The organism is Granulicella aggregans, assembly GCF_014203275.1.
Taxonomy (GTDB): domain Bacteria; phylum Acidobacteriota; class Terriglobia; order Terriglobales; family Acidobacteriaceae; genus Edaphobacter.
The window spans coordinates 494129-514627 of the sequence record NZ_JACHIP010000001.1 but is presented as its reverse complement, the minus strand read 5'-3'; the positions used below and the strand labels follow the sequence as shown (position 1 = coordinate 514627).

Sequence of the window (20499 nt, the reverse complement as noted above, 5' to 3'; positions counted from 1 at the left end):
TTTGAAGAAGCTATTTTTTGCAGTGATGTTTGCCGCTTTGCTGGCGAGCCCTTTGCACTCGATCAGGGCGCAGGAACCCTCGAACGGCAAGGTAGCGGCTACGTCCACGCCTGAGTCGCGTGAGGCTAAGGGCGTTGAAGAAGAAGAAGACGAGACGGCTTCGTTCAAGCACTCGGCTTCGGTGAAGAAGATTGGATCGATGCTCGGCATGAGCACGGACCAGGCTGCCACGGCGTTTGAAGTCGCGAACTTCGCGGTCCTGGCGATCCTGATTGGACTGTTCCTGGCGAAGGCGCTGCCGAAGACCTTCCGTGGACGCAATGCGACGATCCAGAAAGATCTGGTCGATGCGCGCACCGCTACTGAAGAGGCGAACAGCCGCTTGAGTGGCGTTGAAGCGCGGCTGGCCAAGCTGGACGGCGAGATTGCCGCCATGCGCGCGAAGGCCGATCAGGACTCTGTGGCGGACGAGCAGCGCATCAAGGCCAACGTCGAGGAAGAGAAGAAGAAGATTCTTGCTTCGGCCGAGCAGGAGATTGCAGCGGCTACGACGCACGCGCAGCGACAGATTCAGAAGTACGCAGCAGAGCTGGCAATCGAGCAGGCCGCTAAGAAGCTGGTCATCACTGCTGAGACCGACCGCTTGCTGATCCAGAACTTTGCGCGGCGCGTCGGTGCGGACGACTCGAAGGAAGGGCAGAACTAATGGCTGTCATTACCCTTCGTTACGCGCATGCGTTTGAGCAGGTTGTGGTGTCGGGCAAGCTCGATGGAGCCGCCGCGCTTCAGCAGTTGCGGGACTTTGCTGGAACTTTTGCGGGCAGCGCTGATCTTCGTGAAGTGCTGATGGATCCTTCGGTGCCGAAAGAGCAGAAGCTCAAGGTGCTCGATGCGATCGGCGTGAAGATCGGGATGTATCCGCAGGTGCGTAACTTCGTTGCTGTGATCACGGAGCACGACCGGCTGCACGAGTTGGATGAAATCATCAACGAGTACGCGCAGGTTGCGGACGTCGATGCTGGAATCTCGGATGCGGAGATTACGACGGCGCTTGCGCTGAATGACGACGATCGCGCTCAGCTTGAAGAGCAGGTTGGCAAGCTCGCAGGCGGCAAGGTGCGGGCGGTTTATACCCAGGATGCGGGGCTGCTTGGCGGCGTGATCGTCAAGATGGGTTCCACGGTTTACGATGGCAGCGTTCGCGGCCAGCTTGAGCAGATGAAGCAGAGACTTATCAACGCGTAGAATTTCGTGCCGGATACGGCACAGAGAAAAGACCAGGTAAAGAGAAGACATGGCACAGATCAAGGCTGATGAGATAACTGAACTGCTTCGCCAGCAGATTGAGAACTACGACCAGCGCATCACCGTCGACGAAGTCGGCACGGTGATCTCGCTGGGTGACGGAATTGCGCGTATTCATGGCCTGGACAAGGTCATGGCGGGTGAGCTCATTGAGTTCCCGCACGGCGTTGCCGGTCTCGCGATGAACCTGGACGAAGACCAGGTGGGCGCGGTGCTGCTGGGCGACTACACTGAGATCTCCGAAGGCGATCAGGTAAAGCGGACGGGCAAGATCATGTCCGTGCCGGTAGGCGAAGCGTTGATTGGCCGCGTTGTGAACGCACTTGGAGCGCCGATCGACGACAAGGGACCCATCAACACGACGGAGTTCCTTCCCGTTGAGCGCCTTGCTCCTGGAGTTATCGATCGCCAGGGTGTCAAGGAGCCGATGGCGACCGGTATCAAGGCCATCGACACCATGATTCCGATTGGCCGTGGCCAGCGCGAATTGCTGATCGGCGACCGCCAGACGGGTAAGACCGCGATTGCGCTCGACACGATCATCAACTCCGCGAAGAACAACCTGATCTGCATCTACTGCGCGGTTGGACAGAAGCGTTCGTCGGTTGCGCAGGTTGTGCAGACGCTTGAAGAGCACGGTGCGATGGCGTACACGATCATCGTGGCCGCGACTGCTTCCGAGCCGGCTCCGATGCAGTACCTCGCTCCGTTCGCCGCAACGGCGATGGGCGAGTACTTCCGCGACAACGGCAAGCACGCGCTGATCATCTACGACGATCTTTCGAAGCACGCTGCCAGCTACCGCGAAATTTCGTTGCTGCTGCGCCGTCCGCCAGGCCGTGAGGCGTACCCGGGCGATGTGTTCTATCTTCACTCGCGTCTGCTTGAGCGCAGCTCCAAGGTTTCTGACAAGCTGGGCGGCGGATCGCTGACCGCTCTGCCGATCATCGAGACCCAGGCGGGCGACGTTTCGGCGTACATCCCGACCAACGTCATCTCGATCACCGATGGACAAATCTTCCTCGAGACGGACCTCTTCAACTCCGGCATCCGTCCTGCTGTGAACGTCGGACTTTCGGTATCGCGCGTCGGCTTCTCGGCTGCGACCAAGGCAACCAAGCAGGTCGGATCGACACTGAAGCTTGATCTTGCTCAGTACCGCGAACTGGCTGCGTTCTCACAGTTCGGATCGGACCTCGACAAGGTGACGCTGAACCAGCTCAATCGAGGACAGCGTTTGACTGAGTTGCTGAAGCAGCCTCAGTTCCAGCCGCTTCCGTTTGAGAAGCAGGTGGCGATTCTTTACGCCGGCGTCAACGGTCTGTTGGATGATGTTGAAGTTCGCGACTTGCGCGCGTTTGAAGATGGCTACTATCCGTATCTCGAGTCGGCGGCTCCTGCGATCTTGACGGATATCGCGACCAAGAAGGCGCTTGATGACGACATCAAGAAGCGGCTTGGCGATGCAATCAAGGCTTATAAGAAAGACTTTCTGGACGGGCTGAAGTCGAAGCAGCCAGTTGCGGCGGCCGCAAAGTAAACCATGGCAAACGTACTCGATCTACGCAGACGCATCCGCAGTGTGAAGAACACGCGGCAGATCACCAAGGCCATGAAGATGGTCTCGGCGTCGAAGCTGCGCCGTGCGCAGGACCGCACGATGCGTGCGCGCCCGTACGCGGAGATGCTCTCGAACGTCCTTGAATCGCTGGTCCGCCGGACTGATCTTTACAACAACGAGACGGGCGAGATTATCCACCCGCTGCTCGTCGAACGGGAAGAGAAGAACGTCCTGCTCATCGTCATCGCGGGCGACAAGGGATTTGCGGGCGGCTTCAACTCGAACATCGGCAAGGCGGCGCAGAAGTTCATCACAGAGCGAACCGGCAAGGGACAGAACGTCGACCTCGAGCCGGTCGGCAAGAAGGCCATCGGCTTCTACAAGAAGCGCTTTCCTGCGGCGAACTACGAGAAGACGGAAGAGCACTACGACAACGATCTCTCGACGCACTACGAGACGATCCGGCATCGCGCGCAGCAGATTGAAGTTGCTGCCGAACACCTCGACCTTCTGCTCAAGGCGGACTTCGGTGCGGTCGCGGAGATTGCTCGCGACATCATCGCCCGCTATGAGCGCTCCGAAATCGACGCTGTCTACATCGTCTACAACGAGTTCAAGTCGGTCATTCAGCAGCGCATCGTCGTTGAAAAACTTCTGCCTATTCGCAAGCTCGGTTCGCATGAGATTACCGCTTCCGAAGAGATGACCGATGAGCAGCGCGAGGCCGCCGTGAAGGCTGCAGCGTCTGAAGGAATCTCTACGCACGCATCCGAGGATAAGGAAGCCGAAGAGGAAGCCAAGAAGTTTGGCACCGCGGATGTCGACTACATCTTCGATCAGTCGCCGGAAGAGATCTTCAGGAACCTGATGCCGCGATATGTGACGACACAGATCTTCCATGCGCTGCTTGAGAGCGTGGCGGCGGAACATGCTGCGCGTATGACGGCGACGGATGCGGCGACGAAGAATGCTGGAGATTTGATCGACTCGCTGAGCTTGACCATGAACCGGGTTCGTCAGGCGGCGATCACCAAGGAAATTATCGAAATTGTGAGCGGCGCGGCAGCGCTGTAACGAAGAGAAAGACAAAGAGACTATGGCTGAGAATATTGGAAAAGTAATCTCGATCAGCGGCCCGGCCGTTGACGTTCAGTTCGAAGAGGGGCACATGCCGCCCATCTTCCAGGCGCTGCGTATTATCAGCGATGGATTTGTGGTTCCTGCGCCGCTCGACGTGGTGGTTGAGGTGCAGCAGCACCTTGGCGAAGGCCGTGTGCGCTGCATCGCCATGGTTGCGACCGAAGGCATGGTTCGCGGCATGAAGGCGATCGACACCGGCGCTGGCATCACCGTTCCCGTGGGTCGCGAGACGCTGGGCCGCGTGCTCAACGTGCTCGGCGAGCCTGTGGACGAGCTTGGCCCGGTCAACGCCAAGGAGCATCGGCCGATTCATCGCCAGGCTCCCGCGTTTGACGAGCAGTCGACGTCCGAAGAGATGTTCGAGACCGGCATCAAGGTCATCGACCTGATCCAGCCGTTCTTGAAGGGCGGAAAGATCGGCCTGTTCGGCGGCGCTGGCGTCGGCAAGACCGTCATCATCCAGGAGCTGATCAACAACGTCGCTCAGCAGCACGGTGGCTTCTCGGTGTTCGCCGGAGTGGGCGAGCGCACCCGTGAGGGCAACGACCTCTGGCACGAGTTCCAGGAGTCGGGCGTTATCGACATCAACGACTTCACCAAGAGCAAAGCGGCGCTGATTTATGGCCAGATGACCGAGCCTCCAGGGGCGCGTTTGCGCGTGGCGTTGACCGGCCTGACGGTTGCGGAGTACTTCCGCGACGAGGAAGGTGCGGACACGCTGCTCTTCATCGACAACATCTTCCGCTTCACGCAGGCAGGTTCCGAGGTATCGACGCTGCTTGGCCGTATGCCTTCGGCCGTCGGATACCAACCGAACCTTGCAACCGAGATGGGTGAGTTGCAGGAGCGCATCACGTCGACCAAGAAGGGTTCGATCACCTCCGTGCAGGCTGTGTACGTTCCTGCCGACGACTTGACCGACCCGGCTCCGGCGACGACCTTTGCTCACCTCGATGCGACGACCGTGCTTTCGCGTCCGCTGTCTGAGTTGGGAATCTACCCCGCTGTAGACCCGCTCGCTTCGACCTCGCGCATTCTGTCTCCGCGCGTCGTTGGCCAGGAGCACTACGACGTGGCGCAGGGTGTGAAGAAGATCCTGCAGCGCTACAAGGACCTGCAGGACATCATCGCCATCCTCGGTATCGATGAACTGTCGGACGAGGACAAGACGACCGTCGCGCGTGCGCGTAAGGTACAGCGGTTCCTCTCGCAGCCGTTCCACGTTGCTGAGATCTTTACCGGCATCCCTGGCGCGTATTGCAAGGTCGAGGATACGGTCCGCAGCTTCAAGGAGATCATCGAAGGCAAGCACGATGATATCCCGGAGCAGGCGTTCTACCTCAAGGGCGGTATCGAAGACGTAATCGCGGCTGCTGAGAAGATGAAGCAGACGGCGTAAGAGCAGGGAATAGGGGTAGGGTGTAGGAGACTGCAACTACCCCAACAGTTTCGATGGGACGGTAATGGCGGAGACTACAAACAATTCGGGGCAGTTGCAGGTTCGGCTGGTGACGCCGGATCGGGTGCTGCTGGATGCGACTGCGGATGCTGTCGAACTGCCTTCGGCTTCGGGATACCTTGAGGCGCTTTATGGGCATGCTCCGCTGCTGGCGGAGTTGGGCGCGGGTGAGGTGCGGCTGCACGGCGGAACTTCGGGCGACAAGAAGTTCTTTGTGGCTTGGGGGTTCGTCGAGGTGCTGCCAGAGCGGGTGACAATTCTGGCGGAGACGGCTCTGCCGCCTAGCGACATTGACGTCGCTGCGGCGCAGCAAGAACTGCAGCAGGGGCAGAAGATGTGGTCTGAGGCTGGCGACGACGCGCATAAATACGACGAGGCCAATGCGGTTACGCGTGAGGCTGAGGCGTTGATTGCTAGTGCCGAGGGCAAAGCGGTATAACAATGGTTGAGATCAAGTAAAAGCCCGGCTCATGGAGCCGGGCTTTTCTCTTTGGTCAAGGAGCTGGAAGCGGAAAGAACGAAATGCGGGGGTCTCTCCACTGCGTCCGCAAAAGCGCGGACTCCGGTCGAGATGACGTTTCTAATAGCTGTCGACGTTTTGTACATCTGCCGACGTTTCTTGTTGCTATGCTAACCTACTTTGCTGTTTTGGCCTTCGCTTTGGGTTTTTCTGCTGGCGCTTCCGGCTCTTCGGCCTTCTGCTTCAATGCGTGGAGGACTACGCGAAGCATCTCTTCTTCGGGAGCGGGCTTGCCGGTCCAGATCTCGAACTGTCGAGCTCCCTGCTGGACGAACATCTCCACACCCGCGACCACAGGAATACCCTTGGCTCGGGCCATGGCGATCAGCGGTGTTTCGATAGGGTTGTAGACGAGATCGAAGACCAGCTTGGTGTTCAGGTCCTTGGCTTCAAGCATCTGCGCGGCCTTATTGCCGGCCATGCCAATCGGAGTGGCGTTGACGATCACGTCGAAGGCGGTCTTGGCGACGGCTTCCTTCTTGATGACCTTCGCTCCAGCCTGCTTTGCGAGCTTCGCGGCGGTCTCAGGCGTGCGGTTGAGTATGTGGACCTCGGCTCCCTTGTCGCGCAGGCCGAAGACGGCGGCGCGGGCGGCGCCACCTGCGCCCAAGACGAGTACCTTCGCTCCGCGGAGCGGCATGCGGCGCTCCAGCGGGGAGATGATTCCGGCGACGTCGGTGTTGAAGCCGTAGAGCTTGCCGTCCTGCGCGCGGAGGACCGTGTTGCAGGCACCGATCTTGGCTGAGAGCGGGTCGGTCTTCTCGAGGTGCGCCATGATCTCCTGCTTATGCGGCATGGTGACGCTGAGGCCCTGGATGGGGATCTCGTTGACCAGCGTGAGCAGGTCGGAGAGCTTGTCGGCCTGAAGGCCGAGATAGACGGCGTTGACCGTCTCGCGGCGGAAGGCGGCGTTCATCATCAGCGGCGAAAGGGAACTGCGGATTGGATTTCCAGCGACGCCGTAGACCTTGGTGGCGGCGTCTACCTGGTCGATGCGGTAGGTTTCGATGAGGGTGCGGGCGGCGATCTGGCCGGGGGCGGTCTCTTCGCCGGGGGTAGCGGCGGCGAAGGTGAATGCGCTACCGGCGCGGACGCCGAGGACGCGCGAGATGATGCCCGCATCGCCCATACAGACGCCGACGATGTTGCTGTGATCATTCATGCGTTCGAGGAAGCGCATGAGGGTGACGTTGTCGGTGAGGGACTTAGCGGTGGGAACGATCTTGACGAAGTCGGGCTCGAAGGGCTCCATGCGCTTAAAGATGGCGTCGAGATCTTTGGTCTGCTTGAAGTCGTGATAGCTCACGATCAAGGCAATGCCGGTCTCGCGGAGGTGCTGGAAGTCGGCCTTCTTGAGCGCTTCGGCTGACTCGAGTTCGAGGTCGGCCAGATGGAAGCCGGAGGCTGCGGCTTTCGAGAGGATCTCAAGCTCAGCGGCGAGATTTCCTTCGAACTTGCCGCCGTTGGGCGCGCGGCGGCAGGTGGCGATCGCGGTCACGGCGGTCTGTTCGGCAAGGAACTGCTTGAGCTTCGGCAGCGCCGCCAGGGGCTTGTCGAGGTAATCGAGACGGAACTCTAGGAAGGTCGTTTCTTTGGTCGCCTGTGCGGCGCGCTCGATCATCTCGGCCACGGTCGAGCCGGTGATGGAGACGCAAATCTTACCGATGCGGGAGCGGATCATCTGTGGAGTCGTGCTGAGTACATTTGTTTTCATAAGGCAATCGCGTGATAGTAACGCTGTGCCCGTCTCATTGCAACTGCCTTGAGACGGCGCAGCCTGAGCTTGGACTCCTTGGAGATGCAATTCGAGAGCGGCGGAGAATCTCGACGATCATACGCTGAAGTTTGCAGGCGGCAAGTGGAGATCGGCGCTTTCGTACAATCGTCGGGATGATTGTTTATGAAGCGAAGAGGGACGAGATGACGTTGCTGGCGGATAGCTCCGTGGTGCAGATACCTGGGTGGAAGGATTTCTCGTGGCTGCGGCATGGGTTCAGCACACGAAGTGGCGGGGTATCAACGGTTTACCAGGGGCAAGAGGCAACAGGCGGGTATGGCGATCTGAATACGGGATGGACTGCGACGGATGATTCGGCGAATGTGGTGGAGAACCGGCGGAGGCTGATTGCGGCGGTCGCGGGTGGTGACTCTACACTGGTGACGGTGCGGCAGGTGCATTCGGCGAAGTCGCTGGTGGTGCCGGAGGATGTGTCCGGATTCTTCAACGACCAAGGTAGAGCGGCTCTCGAAGCGGATGGGTTGATGACAAAGGTTCCGGGCGTCTTGCTTGGGATTCAGACGGCGGATTGTGTTCCTGTGTTGATGGCGGATACGAGGCTGCGGGTCGTCGCGGGGTTCCACGCTGGGTGGCGCGGAACGGTTGCTGGGATTGTGGAGAAGGGGATCGCGCAGATGTCCACTGACTTCGGTAGCAGTCCGGAGAACCTTGTCGCGGCGGTTGGCCCGTCCATCGGAGCCTGCTGCTACAGCGTGGGGGATGAAGTACGCGAGGCTTTTGCCGATCGTTTCGACTACGCGGGGGAGTTGTTTGAGTCGCGGAGTGAAGATCTATTTCTCGATTTGTGGGAGGCGAATCGGCGGCAGTTATTGAAGGCGGGTGTGCCGGAGGCGGGGATTGAGTTGGTGGGGGAGTGCTCGGGGTGTGCGGGGCTGCCGGGGCGCAGGAGGTATTTTTCGCACCGTTGTGAGAATGGATTTACGGGGCGGATGATGAGCGTGATCGGAGTTGTCGGGGGGTAATTAGTGGCTCTGGGGAACGAGGCAAAAAGTGAAATGCGGGTGCCTCTCGACCGCGCATTGCGGCATCATCGCAATGCGCGGTCGAGAGGACGTTTCTCTTGCAGGGTTCAGAGATGACGTTGCGTCATGTCTACATAGCTGGCGGGTGATGAGGGTCGATGTGGTCGGGGTCTACGGCTGGCTCGGTATGGGTGCCGGGCTTGGCGTTGACCAGGTCGCGGAGTTCCTTGGATGGCTTGAAGAAAGGGACCTTCTTCGCCGGAACGTCGACCTTCTCGCCGGTCTTGGGGTTGCGGCCGATGCGGGAGTTTCTCTGGCGGGTGCGGAAGCTGCCGAAGCCGCGAATCTCTATCTTGTCGCCGGACTTCAGGGCGCCAATCACGGACTCAAAGAGGGTATCGACGATGATCTCTCCGTCGCGGCGGGTGAGGTCGCCAAGTGCGGTCACTTTGTCGACGAGGTCGGCTTTGGTCATCGGAGACTGCTCCTGAGTATGTTGGGTGCAGCTTACTTGATGCTTGACGAGTCAGACGATTAGAAGGTCACAGAGGCCCACAGGCTGATTGTAGACGGGATACGGGAATCCGTCAGTGGCTAAGCGAGAACCCGGCGAGGAAAAATCGCGAGTCTACTTCCAGAGGAAGTAGAAACCGGGCGAGTGGTTCAGAAGCTGGCTGGGGTTGGGGAAGATGTCTTCGCCGTCGGAGGTAAGCATGGCGATGAGGCCCTTCTTCTGACTGGCCGGGCGCGCGATGGAAGGCTCACCGGAGATGCCGACGCTCTTGGCGGTGTCCATGAGGGCGCTGCGAAAGCCGCCGACGTGGTCGATGAGGCCGAGAGGAAGCGATTGTTGGCCGGTCCAGACCTGTCCGGTAGCGAGCGGCTTGATCTTCTCTTCGGGGAGATGGCGGCCGGTGGCGACGTCGTGGATGAACTGGCCGTACATGTTGTCGACGAGGCCCTGGAAGTAGACCTGCTCCTGCGGGGTGACGTCGTGGGTGGGGTCGCCTGCGTCTTTCAGTTCGCCTGCGTGGATGACGACGGACTTGAGCTTGGCCCAGCGGTAGAGTTCGCCGTAGTTGGTCCACTCCATGATGACGCCGATGGAGCCGACGACGGAGGCGTCGTTGGCGTAGATGCCGTCGCAGGCACTGGCGATGTAATACGCGCCGGAGGCGCCAACGCTCTCGATGGAGGCGACGATCTTCTTGTGCTTCTCCTTGCGAATGCGGAGAACCTCGTTGTAGACCTCCTGCGAGGCCGCGGCGCCGCCGCCGGGGGAGTTGATGTGCAGGATGATGGCCTTGACGGAGTCGTTTTCTGCCATCTTGCGGATCTGGGTGTCGAGCTTGTCGGCGTCCATGATGACGCCGGAGACGTCGATGACGCCGATCTGGTCGCTGCCGGAGCCGGTGACGGTCATGTCGCCGTTGAGGCTCTTGCCGACGCTGCGTCCGACCGCCCAGAGCATGATGCCGAAGATGCAGATAGACGCGGCGATGATGGAAATATAGAACCAGGCCGAGCGCCGTGGGCGCGGCGGAATGGCGTAGGAAGCAGCGTACTGCGGCGGATACGAATACTGCGGCGGATACGAATACTGCGGCGGATACGGAGCCGGCCGTTGCTGGGGTGGCAGAGGAGGTGGAGGCGGCTGGTTGCTCGGATCTTCCGTCATGGCATCGAGTCTATCAGGCTGGGCGGAAGGTGATCGACCGGGCGCTGTGCCTTCGGGTAGCTCGAAAGCAATTGCGACTTATTGCACTGTTCGATAGTCCAACGATTGAAGTATGATTGCCGCGATCATTCCCCGGCCCGGTATTGCTTCAAGTCTTTTGAAAGGCGACTCTCCCCTGAGAGTCTTCGTACGGCATGCCACATCCCTACCTCAGCATCGTGATCCCGGCATTTAACGAGAGCGCGCGCATTGAAGAGACTCTGGCGCGCGTGATGGAGTGCGTGGAGATGCGGGGATGGAACGCTGAGGTGCTGGTCGTCGATGATGGATCCAGCGATGATACGGCGGAGATCGTGCAGCGATGGATGCGGCGGTACTCACGGCTGAACCTGGTGAAAAACCCTGGAAATCGTGGCAAAGGGTATTCGGTTCGTAACGGGCTGCTGCAGGCGGCGGGTGATGTGGTGATGTTTACCGACGCTGATCTGTCCGCTCCGATGGAAGAGGCGGAGCGGTTGATGGACTCGATCGAAGGCGGGGCGGATGTGGCGATCGGTTCGCGATGGATGGACCGGACGCGGCAGACGATTCATCAGCCGATGTACCGGAGGTTCTTCGGGCGGTGCTTCAACCGGCTGACGCGGACGGTGATGGGTCTGCCCTTCAAAGACACGCAGTGTGGGTTCAAGGCGTTCCGGAGGCCTGCGGCGCAGGTCATATTCCGGTTGCAGCGGATCGAGCGCTGGGGCTTCGATCCGGAGATCCTGTTCATCGCGCGCAAATTGCACTTCCGAATCTTTGAGGTGCCGGTGACGTGGGGGCACGACGAGCGAAGCCGGATCTCGTATCTGAAGGACGGCATAAAGATGCTGGAAGAGCTGGCGTTGATTCGGTGGAACTCGCTCTTTGGGCGGTATGACGGGGGGATCGCCGCGCGGAAGGATACGAGCGGCATGGTGACGCCACAGGTGAAGGGCAGCCAGACGGCGACGCCAGTGGTTCCGATCTCCATCCGGAAGGTCGGCAAGGCCAGCCGGTAGAGGGGCGCGGCGGGTATCATGGAAGCTGCGGTGGACCTTGAAGTCTGTTGCTTCCGATTTCAGAGACAAGACCCAATCAAGATCATTTGAGAGTAATGCGGGCGGCGCACGTTGCTGTTTCCCCTCGAGGTATTGTGCTGTGTTGCGTTCGTTTTTTATAGCTTTGTCGCAGAATAAGGCCCTGCGCTCGTTCTCTGAGAAGTCATCGCTTGGCCGGACAATGTCGAGCCGCTTTGTTGCAGGGATGTCGGTTGATGACGCGTTGCGTGCGGCGGTTGCGTTGAATCGCGAAGGGATCGCTGTCTCGCTCGACTCACTGGGAGAGAGCGTGATGACCGAGGTGGAGGCGCGCAAGTCCGCGGCGATCTATCACGAGCTGCTGGACGCGATTGAGCAGCGCCAGTTGAACGCGAATGTGAGCGTGAAGCTGACGCAGATGGGCATGGACTTCGACCCGGCGCTGGCCGAGACGATCGTGCAGGAGATGGTGGAGCACGCGGCCCATGCGGACTCGTTTGTGCGCGTGGATATGGAGGGAACTCCGCTGACCGAGGCGACGCTGCAGCTGGTCGAACGCATTCACGCGAAGCCGGGTCTGTTCGGGCGCGTAGGAGCAGTGCTGCAAGCTTATCTCTATCGCACGGAGAAGGACACGGAACGGCTGCTGGCGCAGGGCATCCGCATGCGGCTGTGCAAGGGAGCGTACAAGGAAGGGCCGGAGCATGCCTTCCCGCTGAAAGCCGAGGTCGACGCAAACTACGTGAAGTTGATGGCGCGGATGACGACGTTCGTCCACCCGGATCTGAAGCGGCCTGTCTTCTGCGGGCTGGCGACGCACGATGAACGCGTCATCGACACGATGGTGCGCTATGTGCAGCAGCAGGGGATTCTGAAGAGTTCGTTTGAGTTCCAAATGCTGTATGGAATTCGGCGGGATCTGCAGCGGAAGCTGGTGAAGGAAGGTTTTGGCGTGCGGGTCTATGTGCCGTTTGGGGCGGAGTGGTATCCGTACTTCATGCGAAGGCTGGCGGAGCGACCGGCCAATGTGATCTTTCTGGTGAAGAACTTCTTTAAGAGTTAAAGGGAGACAGAGCCGTGGAAGCTCATCACTCTGGTTTGCTTGACCGTGAGACGAGGAAACGCATGGCCAAGAAATACTTTCGAGACGGGTCGACTTTCAACGATATCGCCGTGGGCTTTGGAAGTTGCATCGCTTCCGATCGTATTACCGCTGACGGCGCTCTCGTTGGCTTTATGTATCGCGAACAACCGGATGATCAATATGACAGCGGCTGGAGATTTCTAGCTGGTGATGAATCCGACGACTATGCGAACACGCCTAAGAATTTGGGCCTGTACGATGTAAACACGATCGCTAATTACGACTCAGCGATCATTGAACATCTCGATGCACCCTTTGGAACAGCGTTCGTACGAGAGGGCAGCATCCTGATCGTCGATCACACGTCTGTCATTCCACGCCACGATACCCAGCCAGACGCTCGGGTGCCCCATCCCTGATGGTTTATCGTATGGGGTGAAAGTAAATCGCTCGCGCCACAGTCTCTATCTTGCCAGCAACCCCTGGACCGCCAACCCCATTACCTTTCCCGTTTCCATCCACTCCTGGAACTCCGGAGCAGGCTTCAGGCCCAGCACTTCACGGATGTAGAGCGCATCGTGGAAGCTGGTCGACTGGTAGTTCAGCATGATGTCGTCCGCACCCGGGACGCCCATGATGAAGTTCACGCCTGCGGCGCCGAGCAGCGTGAGAAGTGTGTCCATGTCGTCCTGGTCAGCTTCGGCGTGGTTGGTGTAGCAGATGTCGCAGCCCATGGGCAGGCCGAGGAGCTTGCCGCAAAAGTGGTCTTCGAGACCTGCGCGGGCGATCTGTTTGCCGTCGTAGAGGTACTCCGGCCCGATGAAGCCGACCACCGTGTTGACCAGCATGGGATTGAAGTGGCGGGCGATGGCGTAGGCGCGGGCTTCGATGGTCTGCTGGTCAATGCCGAGGCCGTCCGCCCCGATGTGTGCGTTGGCAGAGAGCGCCGAACCCTGACCGGTCTCGAAGTAGAAGAGGTTCTCGCCGCCAGTCTCTTCTCCAATGCCGCCGCGCTTCAGCGAGCGCGCTTGCTGGTTTGCCTCTTCGAGCAAGGAGAGCGAGACGCCGAAGCTGGTGTTGGTAGCCTCCGTTCCTCCCACAGACTGGAAGAGCAGGTCGAGCGGAGCTCCCTGGCGCATGGCTTCCATCTGCGTGGTGACGTGGGCGAGGATGCAGGACTGGATGGGCATTCCGTACCGCAGGCGGGCACTGTCGATGAGTTCGAGAAGCTGGGTGACGCGCTGGGCGCTATCTGAGACCGGATTTATGCCGATGACCGCGTCGCCGGAGCCGAGCATCAGGCCGTCGAGCATGGAAGCGGCGATGCCACGTGGGTCGTCCGTGGGGTGGTTGGGCTGGAGGCGCGTCGACAAGCGTCCGGGCAGTCCCACGGTGGTGCGAAAGCGGGTGACGACGCGGATCTTGCGGGCGACGAAGATCAGGTCCTGCACGCGCATGATCTTTGAGGCGGCGGCGACCATCTCCGGGGTGAAGGCCCACTTCAGCGAGGTGAGGACTTCGCCGGTGGCTTCGTCCGAGAGTAGGAAGTCGCGCAGCTCGCCGACGGTCAGATGGCCGATCTGGGCGAAGGCGGTGGGGTCATGGGAGTCGACGATGAGGCGAGTAACCTCGTCGGTCTCGTAGGGGATGACGGGTTCAGTGAGGAAGTGCTTGAGGGGGAGATCGGCGAGGGCCAGCTGGGCGGCGATGCGCTCCTGGGCGCTGGTCGCGGCTATGCCTGCGAGCTCGTCCCCGGAGCGGGCGGGCGTGGCCTTCGCGAGCAGCCGTGCAAGTGTAGGGAAGGTGTAACGCTGGCTGCCGATTGTGGAGGTGAAGGCCATCTGGGTAGAAGGCTATCACTGCTGGTGCTGGCTAGCGGTAGTGGTGGTGATGCCAGCCGCCGGTGTGGAGGATGCGATAGCTGAGACCGGCGCTGACGCCGTAGGGCGAGATGGAGCCTAGAGTAAAGTTCGGCCAGTACTGATATTCGAAGTCGATGGCGCGGAGCTTGAGATTTTCGGTGAGCTGGTAGTCAATACCACCGCCTCCGCCTGCGATGACATAGTTGCCGTAGCCGAGGTTGTAGGGAAAGGTGAGTTTGCCGTTCCCGATGAATGCCTTTGCGTAGGGTGAGAAGCGGCCATAGTGGAGTTCGACGCGCGGGCCGATAACGTAGGTCGTCTGATTTGAGCCCGCGATGGTGTTCTGGCGAAGGTAGTGGATCTCGCCTTCAAGGCCGACGTAATGACGGAAGTTGAGATCGACGTAGATGCCAGCTCCGCCCTGGACGCCCTGCGGATACTTTGCCTCGAAGGCAGAGTACGTGCCGCCGACGGTGATGGAGGCTCCCGGAGCCGTGGCAGTGGGCAGCTTCTGGCCAGCGGCTGAAGCTGCGACCGCGAGCATCGCGAGAGCGAGCTTCAGCATGGTCGGAATACCGAACTTGGTCATCTGGATATCATCTCATTGCGGTTTGGCAGCCGCGTCACTTCGTCACGGTCATGGTGACTGGGATCGACTGGCTGACGCCGGTCTTGCCGGTGGCCGTGATGGCAAAGTTATAGACGCCCGGAGGAGTGCTGGTTAGCTTGATGGTGCCGCAGCCGGTCAGGGCCGTCGACATGCCGGCCAGCAGAAGGCAGAGCATCAACAGGCCGCCGAAGCTGCGGAGCCTGCGGAAGCGCATTCCAACGAGGCCGAGCAGCAGGCCGCCGGGAAGGAAGCAGGCGGCTATGAGCTTCGTCGCGGAGCTGCCGATGGCCCCGGGGGCCTCGTTCTTTGCCTGGGCTCCCGCGAGCAGCGGGTTGCCAGTATCCACGGTGAGCTGGACGGACTGCATCCCACCGGGGGTGAGCATGAACTGGTCGGTCGAGAAGGTGCAGGTGGCGGCGAGCGGAAGGCCGAGGCAGCCGAGCGAGATGGTATCGGTGAAGCCCTTCAGCGAGGAGAGGGTGACGGTCATCATCTGGTGCTGCGTCGTCGCGACGTTGACGACCGGGGGATTGGCGATGAAGTCGAAGTTGGCCGCTGGGCCGATGGTGACGAGATCCGTAGAAGACGTAGACGTGGCGTAGGAGGCGTCGCCACTATAGATCGAGGAGAGGTTAGCGGAGGTTCCGTAGAGCAGCACAGTTACGGTAGCCACGCCGGTGCTGTCAACCGGCGCTGTTGCGAGTGTCTGCGTTCCGTTGATGAAGCTGACGGTGCCAGTGGGTGTCGCCGAGCCGGTCCAGCGGACGACTGAGATCAAAGTAAGCTGCTGGCCGCCGGTGAGAGACGAGGCAGAGGTGGTTAGGGTGTCCGTGGTGGAGCGGAGTTGAACCATTTCGCTGAGAGCGGTCGAGGTGCTGGCGAAGTTGATGGCGTCGCCGGAGTAGGTCGCTGTGAAAGAGTGCGTCCCGGCAGAGAGCGAGGTCACCGCGAGCGTTGCCGTTCCGGCGGCGGTGACGGGCACGGTCGAGACGGCGACGGAGTCCTGCAGGAAGGTGACGGTGCCGGTCGGCGTGGCGCCGCCGCCATTTGCGACGGTTGCTGTGATGGTGACGGGTGCGAGGGTGAGCAGCGGATTCTGGCTGGAGGCAAGAGTTACGGTGGAGGTGCGTTCGACCACCTGCACCAGGGTTGAGGAGCTGGCGGGCTGGTCGTTGCTGTCGCCCTGGTAGGCAGCGACGATGTTGTGGCTACCTGCGGCAAGAGTCGAGGTGGAGAAGGTGGCAACGCCGGTCGAGCTTAGAGCTCCTGAGCCGATGGTGGTGCCATTGTCCTCAAACTTGACCGTGCCGGTAAGAGGTCCTGCGGTGCTGGTCGCCGTGGCAGTGAAGGTGAGCAGGTTGCCGAAGGTGGCGGGGCTCGCGCTCGAGGCCAGTGCGACCGAAGTGCCCGCTGCGTTGATGGTCTGCGGGTAGGCACTGGAGGTGATGGCCTGGGTGCTCCCGTCCCCAGCGTAGGAGGCAATGATCGAGTGAGTACCGACCGAGAGCGAGGCGGTGTCAAAGGTTGCTGTTCCGCCGTTGATGAGGCCCGTGCCGAGAACGGTCGCGCCGTCCTTGAAGGTGATCGTACCGGTCGGCTGGATGCCCTGGAGCGCGGTGATCGTCGCGACGAAGTGGACGTTCGAGCGTGCGATGGAGGGGTTCGGACTGGTGCTGGTCAAGGTCAGGTTGGCGGTCTGAAGGACCTGGATGTTCAGTACTGACGAGGTCGCAGGCAGATCGTTATTGTCGCCGGAGTAGCTTGCGGTGAACGGATGGGTGCCATCGGTCAACGTCGAGGTAGCGTAGGTCGCGACGCCGCTGGTGTTGACTGGGACGGTCTGAACGTTGCTGCCGCCGTCAGCGAAGGTGACAGAGCCGGTGGGCGTGCCGCCGTTGCCGGTCACGGCTGCGGTGAGAGTGAGCGACTGGCCGAAGTTGGTGGGGTTCTGCGAGGGCGCGAGATGGACGGCGGTGGTCGCAGCGGTGATGGTGATGGTGAGTGCGTTGGACGTTGCGGCGCTGTCGTTGGTGTTGCCCTGGTAGACGGAGGTGATGGTGTGCGTGCCGACGGTGAGGGCGGTCGTGGTGATGGTAGCGATGCCGTTGTTGGAATTGGCGGAGCCGATGGCGGATGCGCCATCCATGAAGGTGACGGAGCCGCTGGGCGTCCCGCCGGTGCTGGACAGCGTGGCCGTGAAGGTTAGCGGCTTGGTGGCGATGGCAGTCGATGCGCTGGAACTGAGGATCAGGCTCGAGGTGGCGAGAACGATGCTCTGGGAGAGGGCGCTCGAGGTGCTTCCGATGTAGTTGGTGTCGCCGCCATAGGCAGCGGTTACGTTGTGCGATCCGGTGCCGAAACTTGATACAGGGATGATGACGGTTGCGGTCGCGGGGCCGGAGCCGCCCGCTGCGAGAGCGCCGGTGCCGAGCACGGTTGAGCCGTCCATCAACGTTACCGGGCCGGTGATGGTGACGTTCGGTGAGGTGCTGTTCGCAGCGGTGACGGTGACGGTAAAGCGGACAGTCGCGCCAGCGTTGGCGGGATTCGCGCTGGAGATCACGGCGGAGGTCGTCGCGACCTTCTGGACGGTCTGAGTGAGCGGGGCGGAGGTGCTGGAGCTATAGTCGGTGTCGCCCTGATACGTGGCGGTGATGGTGTGCGTACCCGTGCTGAGAGTTGACGTGGTGAGTGTCGCGATACCTGATCCGTTTACACCGATGGTGCCAATGGTGGAGGTGCCGTCCTTGAAGACGATGTTGCCGGTGGGAATCGAAGAGCTGTTGCCGGTGACCTGGGCGGTGAAGGTGACGGGAGCGGTGAGCAGGACGCTGGCGTTTGAGGTAGCGAGCGTCGTCGTCGTCGTCGCTACGTTGACGACCTGAATCAGCGCGTTCGAGGTCGCGGGCAGATTGTTGATGTCGCCCGTGTAGGTTGCGGTGATGGTGTGCGATCCAGCCGCGAGCAGCGACGTCGTGTAAGTGGCCGTTCCGTTGGCGATCGCGATGGTCCCGTTGGGAAGCAGGGAGCCGTCAGCCGAGAAGACGATGCTGCCTGCGGGTTGCGTCCCGCCGGATGGCGTCTCGGTGACGGCGACTGTGAAGGTGATGGCGTCGTAGACGTGGGCCGGGTTCTCGTTCGAGGAGAGGGCGAGCGCGGCGGTCTGCTTGACGACCTGGGTGAGAGGATCGCTGGTGCTGGTGGCGCTGGAACCGTCGCCGGAGAAGACGGCGGTGATGGTGTGCGAGCCCAGGGTGAGGCTGCTGGTTTGCACGGACGCGGTGCGGCTGTTCGAGTTGAGGTTTCGCGCGGAGCCGCTAATCAACGTCCCATCGGCGTAGAAGCTGACCGTTCCTGTCAGTTGTGTTGCCAGGCTGGAGACCGTCGCGGTGAAGGTCACCGTCTGGCCCACTGCGGAGGGATTGACGCTCGACGCCAGTGTGGTGGTGGTGGGCTCAATGTTGAGCGAGTTGCCGACGACGTAGACGGTGTCGGCGGAGTTTGCGGCGTTCGATGCGATAGAGATGGAGCCGGTGACGGGCGAGCCGACGACGGTGGGCTTGAACTCGACGCCGATGACGCACTCGGCTCCGGGGGCCATGGCGGAGGTGATGTTACATGTGGTCGAGGCGTTGTCAATGGCGGCGTTTGAGACGGGCGCGATGCTGGTCAACTGCAGCGGTGCGTTGCCATCGTTGTCGAGGGTCTGGCTGACAGACGGCGAGGTGTTGGTGACTTTGATGTCTTTGTAGACAATGCGGCCGACGTTGCCGTAGACCTCGCGCACACGCAGGCCAAGGCGGTCCGCGATGAAGAGATCGCCGGCGGAGTCGAGAACAAGGCCGTAAGTTTTATTCATCGCGGGCAGACCACTGTCCGCGTTGACGCCATCTCCCGAAGAGTCGGCGGCGGAGTTTCCAGCAAGGGTAGTTATCCTGCCGCTTGCTGCGTTCACCTTGCGGACGACGTTGTTTTCGGAGTCTGAGATGTAGAGATTGTTGCCCGCGTCGACGGCGACGGCGGCTGGGTGATCCATGGTCGCGCTTAGGGCTTCGCCGGTATCGCCGGTGTCTCCGACCGCGCCGTTGCCGGCCACGGTGGAGACGATGCCAGCGGGGCTGATGGCGCGGATGCGATTGTTGAGGAAGTCGGCAATGTAGAGGGTTCCGTCGCTGCCAAAAGAGATTCCGTACGGCTGATTGAAGAGGGCGTTGGCGACGGTCTGGCCATCTCCTGCGAAGCCCGGATTGATGTTTCCGGCGAAGGTGGAGATGGTGCCGTCGGCGGCGCTGACCTTGCGGATGACGTTATTTCCGGTGTCCGCGATGAAGAGGTTCTGGGACGCGTCGAGGGCAATGCCCTGGGGCATGTTCAGGTGGGCCGAGGTGGCGAGCCCGCCGTCGCCGGTGTAACCCTGGGTGCCGGTCCCGGCGATGGTGACGAGGCGACCGGTGGCCTGGACGATCTCTCGGACGGTGCTGTTGCCGATCTCGGTGAAGTAGACGTTGCCTGCTCCATCGACGATGATGGCGGCTGGTTCGCTGAGCTGCGCAATGACGGCGAGGCCGTTGGTACTGTAGCCAGGAGAGCCGGTTCCGGCGATGTAAGTCAGTACGCCTGAGGGATCGACCTTGCCGATGCGGTTGTCGCCGGAGTCGGTGTAGTAGAGATTGCCTGCGCCGTCGAGGGCCTCGGAGAGCGGCTCGCGGATAACGGCGTCGGTGGCCTGGGTGCTGAGTGTGGAGCCGGAGAGATGCCCATTGCCGGCGACGGTGGTGATCTCACCGGCGGTAAGCACGCTGAGTGGACCGACACCTACACCGTGGATGAGTTGGACTCCCATCGGATTGCCGGAACCGTCGAGGACGACGACCGCGCCATCGCGGATGCCGGGATAGCGCGGAGTCATGGAGACGTTGAGGATGCAGGTGGCGCCTGCGGAGTAGGTTGCGCCGGTGGCGCAGGTGCCGCCTGAGGCGGCGGAGTAGTCAAGGTTTGGAGCGCCCTGGGTGAGTACGTTGATCGAGCCGACGGTGCCTGCCGCCTGGATGTTCACCGTTATCGGTTGAACCGAGGAGGTGCTGCCGACTCTTATCGAAGCAGGTAAGGAGAAGCCTGATTGGGCGGAGGCAGGTGATGCCAGTCCGAGCACCGCGGAGATCGCAAAGAACAGCGAGAGGATGACCCGGAGTGGAGTCGTTCGTCCGGCGCCTGACGGCTTGATGGCGGGAAAGATGCTTGCCGGGAAGACGGGTTTCGAACTCTCTATGCGCATGTGCGGTGATACTCCTTCGGGGCCTGGATCGCCGACAGCGAAAGGAGAACGGAGTCCGCGTCAACGCTGACTTCATCATTCCTGAGCATGAAGAGAGCGCCGATTAGCAACCCCCGCTTCAGAGACCGCTATGTGCGACGTGCCGACTACAACCTGAAGTTAGCAACCAAAGTAATGTGTTTGAAGT

General features: G+C 61.0%; 16 protein-coding genes. 10 read left to right on the top strand and 6 right to left on the bottom strand.

Annotated features, from left to right (window positions below; genetic code table 11):
• Window position 1 precedes the first annotated feature (1 nt).
• The 6 genes from HDF16_RS02095 (at window position 2) to atpC (ending at window position 5904) form a co-directional block, all read left to right on the top strand.
• Window positions 2-706, top strand: a complete 705-nt coding sequence (locus tag HDF16_RS02095) for an ATP synthase F0 subunit B (protein WP_246408582.1) — start codon at window positions 2-4, stop codon at window positions 704-706.
• Window positions 706-1245, top strand: a complete 540-nt coding sequence (gene atpH / locus HDF16_RS02090; protein ID WP_184213505.1) for an ATP synthase F1 subunit delta — start codon at window positions 706-708, stop codon at window positions 1243-1245. The genes HDF16_RS02095 and atpH overlap by 1 nt, the downstream gene beginning before the upstream one ends.
• 49 nt (window positions 1246-1294) lie before the next feature.
• On the top strand, window positions 1295-2845 hold the full coding sequence (gene atpA / locus HDF16_RS02085; RefSeq protein WP_184213504.1) for a F0F1 ATP synthase subunit alpha: 1551 nt from the start codon (window positions 1295-1297) through the stop codon (window positions 2843-2845).
• A gap of 3 nt (window positions 2846-2848) precedes the next feature.
• Window positions 2849-3940: a F0F1 ATP synthase subunit gamma gene (locus HDF16_RS02080; RefSeq protein ID WP_184213503.1), complete on the top strand. Its 1092-nt coding sequence runs from the start codon at window positions 2849-2851 to the stop codon at window positions 3938-3940.
• 22 nt (window positions 3941-3962) lie between these two features.
• Window positions 3963-5405: a F0F1 ATP synthase subunit beta gene (atpD, locus tag HDF16_RS02075; protein ID WP_184213502.1), complete on the top strand. Its 1443-nt coding sequence runs from the start codon at window positions 3963-3965 to the stop codon at window positions 5403-5405.
• 64 nt (window positions 5406-5469) lie between these two features.
• Complete coding sequence (atpC, locus tag HDF16_RS02070) at window positions 5470-5904, top strand: ATP synthase F1 subunit epsilon (protein WP_184213501.1); 435 nt, start codon at window positions 5470-5472, stop codon at window positions 5902-5904.
• A 196-nt stretch (window positions 5905-6100) separates the two neighbouring features.
• On the opposite strand, the gene aroE is transcribed toward atpC, so the two are convergent.
• Window positions 6101-7699, bottom strand: coding sequence for a shikimate dehydrogenase (aroE, locus tag HDF16_RS02065; RefSeq protein ID WP_184213500.1), 1599 nt, complete (start codon window positions 7697-7699; stop codon window positions 6101-6103).
• 176 nt (window positions 7700-7875) lie between these two features.
• Here aroE and pgeF point away from each other — a divergent pair, with 176 nt between their 5' ends.
• Window positions 7876-8745 (top strand): peptidoglycan editing factor PgeF, encoded by an 870-nt coding sequence (gene pgeF, locus HDF16_RS02060; RefSeq protein WP_246408579.1) that lies wholly within the window; start codon window positions 7876-7878, stop codon window positions 8743-8745.
• Between the two features lie 130 nt (window positions 8746-8875).
• Here the strand turns inward: pgeF and HDF16_RS02055 are convergent, their stop codons facing one another.
• Both HDF16_RS02055 and sppA read right to left on the bottom strand, forming a co-directional pair.
• On the bottom strand, window positions 8876-9220 hold the full coding sequence (locus tag HDF16_RS02055; protein ID WP_184213499.1) for an HU family DNA-binding protein: 345 nt from the start codon (window positions 9218-9220) through the stop codon (window positions 8876-8878).
• Window positions 9221-9373: 153 nt separating this feature from the next.
• Window positions 9374-10423, bottom strand: a complete 1050-nt coding sequence (gene sppA, locus HDF16_RS02050; protein WP_184213498.1) for a signal peptide peptidase SppA — start codon at window positions 10421-10423, stop codon at window positions 9374-9376.
• 194 nt (window positions 10424-10617) lie between these two features.
• On the opposite strand from sppA, the gene HDF16_RS02045 reads away from it, so the two are divergent.
• From HDF16_RS02045 to HDF16_RS02035, 3 genes are all read left to right on the top strand, one after another.
• On the top strand, window positions 10618-11463 hold the full coding sequence (locus HDF16_RS02045; RefSeq protein WP_184213497.1) for a dolichyl-phosphate beta-glucosyltransferase: 846 nt from the start codon (window positions 10618-10620) through the stop codon (window positions 11461-11463).
• 244 nt (window positions 11464-11707) lie between these two features.
• Window positions 11708-12544, top strand: coding sequence for a proline dehydrogenase family protein (locus HDF16_RS02040; protein ID WP_246408577.1), 837 nt, complete (start codon window positions 11708-11710; stop codon window positions 12542-12544).
• 62 nt (window positions 12545-12606) lie between these two features.
• Entirely contained in the window at window positions 12607-12984 is a 378-nt protein-coding gene (locus HDF16_RS02035; RefSeq protein ID WP_184213495.1) for a DUF2185 domain-containing protein, read from the top strand.
• Window positions 12985-13029: 45 nt separating this feature from the next.
• Here the strand turns inward: HDF16_RS02035 and HDF16_RS02030 are convergent, their stop codons facing one another.
• The 3 genes from HDF16_RS02030 to HDF16_RS02020 are packed head-to-tail and all read right to left on the bottom strand — an operon-like array spanning window position 13030 to window position 20312.
• A complete protein-coding gene (locus HDF16_RS02030) occupies window positions 13030-14406 on the bottom strand; it encodes an ethanolamine ammonia-lyase subunit EutB (RefSeq protein ID WP_184213494.1) in 1377 nt (458 codons plus the stop codon).
• A gap of 31 nt (window positions 14407-14437) precedes the next feature.
• On the bottom strand, window positions 14438-15016 hold the full coding sequence (locus tag HDF16_RS02025; protein WP_184213493.1) for an outer membrane protein: 579 nt from the start codon (window positions 15014-15016) through the stop codon (window positions 14438-14440).
• A 34-nt stretch (window positions 15017-15050) separates the two neighbouring features.
• Window positions 15051-20312 (bottom strand): Ig-like domain repeat protein, encoded by a 5262-nt coding sequence (locus HDF16_RS02020; RefSeq protein WP_184213492.1) that lies wholly within the window; start codon window positions 20310-20312, stop codon window positions 15051-15053.
• Window positions 20313-20499: the final 187 nt, after the last annotated feature.